Here is a 4,043-nt window from a genome sequence, read left to right as displayed (position 1 = left end):
GAAATGCACAAGGCCGATGGTCTGCGGCATCTTCATGCTTGCGTCCCCTTCCTGAAATCCGAAACGGTTTTTTTGGACGCAATAGCCTCTGTAAGATCGGCGAGCAACCGTGCCGCGTCCGGCCTGCCGGCCGATTTCGCACCCGCCGCCATCGCCGTCAGCCGATCGGGGTCGTCCATCAGCCCGCCGACAAGCGCTGCGATGCGTTCGGACGAGAGCGAGGATTGCGGATGCACTTCGCCGCCGCCGGCAGCGGCAAGGGCCGCCGCGTTCGCCGCCTGATCGTGATCGAGCGCATGGGGGTAAGGCACCAGCAGCGCCGGCCGGCCGATGACGGCGATCTCCGAGACGGTCGAGGCGCCGGAACGCGAGATCACCAGATGAGCGGCCGCCATGCGTGCCGCCATATCGGTGAAGAAGGGCGAGACCTCGACGGCGACGCCAAGGGTGGCATAGGCCGCCTTGACCCGCGCCACGTCATCGGCGCGCGCTTGTTGGGTAATGACCAGCCGTTTGCGCTGGGCGTCGGAAAGCAGCGCAATGGCTCCCGGCACGGCATCGGAAAAGAATTGGGCGCCCTGGCTGCCGCCAAAAACCAGCAGGCGGAACGGTTGATCCCCGGCAGATGCCGCATAGGCAGTCTTGGCCGCTTCCAGCACCGCAGGCCGGACCGGATTGCCTGTCGTCACCGTCTTGACCCCGGCTGCACTGCTGTCCTGCGGCAGGAAGCCGCCGGCGATCGCGTCGACACGGCCGGCCAGCGCCCGGTTGGCGCGCCCCATCACCGCGTTCTGCTCATGGATCAGGGTCGGTACCTTGCGCCGTGTCGCCGCGTAGAGCGGCGGCAAGGTCGGATAGCCGCCGAAGCCGACGACGGCATCCGGCTTGATCCTGGCGATGACGGCAGAAGCCTGGCGCACGCCGCGCCAGATTTTCCAGAAGGCACCAAGCAGGGCAAAAGGGTTTTTCGAGCCCATCGTCGCCGACTGGATCGGGTGGACGGCAGCGGCCGGAAAATGGCCGGCGAAACGCTCGGCACGGTCGTCGGTTGCCAGGTGCACCGACCAGCCGCGCTCGTTCAGCTCATGCGCCAGCGCCTCGGCCGGGAAAAGATGCCCGCCGGTGCCGCCTGCCGCGAGAAGGATGACGCCTCTGGCCATATCACTCCGCCGGCACGGCGCGTTGCGACAGGCCAAAGCCCATCTGCTTGCGCTTTTCCGGCCGCTTGCGTGTCAGCGCCAGCACCATCCCCATCGAGATGGCGATGGCGATCTGCGAGGAGCCGCCATAGGAGATGAACGGCAGCGTCATGCCCTTGGCCGGCACAAGCTGGAGGTTGACGCACATGTTGATGACCGCCTGCAAGCCGAAGACGGTGACGAGGCCGCCGACCGCGTAGCGGGTGAAATCGTCATGCTCCTTCAGCGCCGTGTTGAGGCCGCGCAGCACGATGAAGGCGAATATCGACATGATGAAGAAGCACATGATCAGTCCGAACTCTTCGCCTGCGACCGAGAAGACGAAGTCGGCATGGCTGTCGGGAATAACGCGCTTGACTGTGCCCTCACCTGGTCCGACGCCAAACCAGCCGCCATTGATCAGCGCGTCGCGTCCCATATCGACCTGGAATGTGTCGCCTTCGCCGGTAAGAAACTTGTCGATGCGCAAGGCAACGTGCGGGAACACCGTATAGGCGGCGAAAACGCCGCCGACGCCGGCGGCACCCAGCGCAACGATCCACAGCCAGGGCAGCCCGGCCATGAAAAACATGATGCCCCAGGTGCCGGTCGTCAGCATGGTCTGGCCGAGATCCGGTTGCGCCACCAGCAGCGACACGACCAGTACCAGCAGCAACATGGCGAACAGATTGCCGGGAATGTCGGGCTGGCGCTTGTGCTCAGCGAAAAGCCAGGCGCACATGATGACGAAGGCTGGTTTCAAAAATTCCGACGGCTGGATCGACAGGCCGGCAAGCGACACCCAGCGGCGTGCGCCCTTCACCTCGACGCCGATGTAGAGCACCGCCACCATCAGCACCAGCATCAGGCACAGCATGATCAGCGCCATGCGCCGGATCTGCCTGGAATCGAGGAACGACACAGCCAGCATCACGCCGAGCGCCGGTACGGTGAAGATGATCTGCCTGGTGGCGAAGTGGAAACTGTCGAGGCCGATGCGTTCGGCGACCGCCGGGCTCGCCGCGAAGGACAGCACGATACCGAGGCCCATCAGCGACAGGAACGCCGCCAGGAACCAGCGATCGATCGTCCACCACCAGGTCGCAACCGGACTTTTGTCGAGACGGCTCTGCATTATCGTGCCCCTCCGATGGGTTTCACACCCTCGATAGCATTCGCAGCTTGCCTGAAGGCTTCGCCGCGAACTTCGAAATTCTTGAACTGGTCGAAGCTGGCGCAGGCCGGCGACAGCAGCACCACCGCCTCGCCGCTGTCGTCCTTAGCCGCATCATGCGCGGCGTGCTCGACCGCCGCGGCCAGCGTGCCTGAAATCTCGTAGGGCACGGCCTCGCCCAGCGTCGCCGAAAACGCCGGCGCCGCCTCGCCGATAAGATAGGCCTTGGCGATGCGCGGGAAGAAGCCGCGCAAGGGTTCGATGCCGCCTTCCTTGGGCAGGCCGCCGGCGATCCAGTAGATGCGTGCAAAGCTCGACAGCGCCGGCGCCGCAGCATCGGCATTGGTCGCCTTGGAATCGTTGATGAACAGCACATGGTCCTTGCGGCCGACCTGCTCCATGCGGTGCGCGAGGCCGGGAAAGCTTTCCAGTCCCGACTGGATCTCGCCAAGCTCCAGCCCGATCTTGAGACAAGCGGCGACCGCAGCCAGAGCGTTCTGGGCATTGTGCTGGCCACGCAAGGAGCCGATGCCTTCGAGGAAGGCGACACGGCTGTAACGGCCGTGCACAGCTTCCATCAAATTGCTGCCATCGGCGAAATAGCCGTCGGTCAGCGGCAGGCGCTTGGAAATGCGGATGACATGCCGCCCCGCCCGCTCCAGCCGCTCGGCAATCTGCGCGCACCAGGAATCGTCGACGCCGACGATCGCCGTCTCGCTGCCGGCCACCAGCCGCTCCTTGATCGCGGCGTAGTGCTGCATGGTGCCATGGCGGTCGAGATGATCGGGCGTCAGATTGAGCAGGATGCCGGCCGTCGGATTGATCGAGGGCGCGAGGTCGATCTGGTAGGACGAACACTCGACGACATAGTGCCGATCGGGCTCGGGCGGATCGAGCGTCATCACCGCGCGGCCGATATTGCCGCCCATCTGGGCATCGCGTCCCGCGGCTTTCAGGATGTGCGCGGTCAGCGCGGTCGTCGTCGACTTGCCGTTGGTGCCGGTGATGGCGATGAAAGGCGCTGTCGGCGCGCTCAGCATCCGCTCGCGGCAGAAAAGCTCGATGTCGCCGACGATCTCGACGCCTGAGCCGCGCGCCAGTTCCACCGTCCAATGCGGCTTGGGATGCGTCAGCGGCACACCAGGCGACAGCACGAAGGCCGAGAATTTCGCCCAGTCGGCGCCGCGCAAATCAGCGGTCGCGATACCGGCAATGGCGGCCTTGGCCACACTGTCGGGATTGTCGTCCCAGGCCAGCACGTCCGCGCCGCCCTCGATCAGCGCGCGCGCCGTCGCGATCCCCGAGCCACCGAGCCCGAAGAGCGAAACGCGCTTGCCTGAAAAGGATGCGGCGGGGATCAAAGGGCTTCCTATCTCAGCTTGAGGGTCGACAGGCCGACCAGCGCCAGGATGACGGCGATGATCCAGAAGCGGATCACCACCTGGCTTTCGGTCCAGCCGAGCTTTTCGAAATGATGGTGGATCGGCGCCATCAGGAACACCCGCTTGCCGGTCATCTTGAAGTAGCCGACCTGGATGATGACGGACAGGATTTCGACGACGAACAATCCGCCGACGATGACCAGCACGATCTCATGCTTGGTGGCGACCGCGACGGTGCCGATCAGGCCGCCCATGGCCAGCGATCCGGTGTCGCCCATGAAGATCGCCGCCGGCGGCGCGTTGAACCAG

Annotated in this window: 3 protein-coding genes and 1 pseudogene; all 4 read right to left on the bottom strand. The window is 65.0% G+C overall.

The window, feature by feature from the left end; genetic code table 11:
- Positions 1–32: 32 nt before the first annotated feature.
- Complete coding sequence (murG, locus tag EN932_RS30865) at positions 33–1,160, bottom strand: undecaprenyldiphospho-muramoylpentapeptide beta-N-acetylglucosaminyltransferase (protein ID WP_013530957.1); 1,128 nt, start codon at positions 1,158–1,160, stop codon at positions 33–35.
- Between the two features lies 1 nt (position 1,161).
- On the bottom strand, positions 1,162–2,313 hold the full coding sequence (gene ftsW / locus EN932_RS30860; RefSeq protein WP_013530956.1) for a putative lipid II flippase FtsW: 1,152 nt from the start codon (positions 2,311–2,313) through the stop codon (positions 1,162–1,164).
- A complete protein-coding gene (gene murD / locus EN932_RS30855; protein WP_127370083.1) occupies positions 2,313–3,713 on the bottom strand; it encodes a UDP-N-acetylmuramoyl-L-alanine--D-glutamate ligase in 1,401 nt (466 codons plus the stop codon). Before murD ends, ftsW begins: the two co-directional genes overlap by 1 nt.
- Positions 3,714–3,721: 8 nt before the next feature.
- Positions 3,722–4,043 (bottom strand): annotated as a pseudogene (mraY, locus tag EN932_RS30850) (phospho-N-acetylmuramoyl-pentapeptide-transferase); the annotation flags it as partial.

It is taken from the genome of Mesorhizobium sp. M7A.F.Ca.US.002.01.1.1 (assembly GCF_004022955.1).
Lineage (GTDB): Bacteria > Pseudomonadota > Alphaproteobacteria > Rhizobiales > Rhizobiaceae > Mesorhizobium > Mesorhizobium ciceri.
The sequence above is the reverse complement of the archived record's forward strand: the minus strand, read 5'-3'. Positions and strand labels throughout refer to the sequence as shown.

What these genes read in the sequence shown, in the direction of transcription:
- ftsW (WP_013530956.1), bottom strand. Translation starts at nt 2,313, where the DNA reads ATGCAGAGCCGTCTCGACAAAAGTCCGGTTGCGACCTGGTGGTGGACG.
- murG (WP_013530957.1), bottom strand. Translation starts at nt 1,160, where the DNA reads ATGGCCAGAGGCGTCATCCTTCTCGCGGCAGGCGGCACCGGCGGGCAT.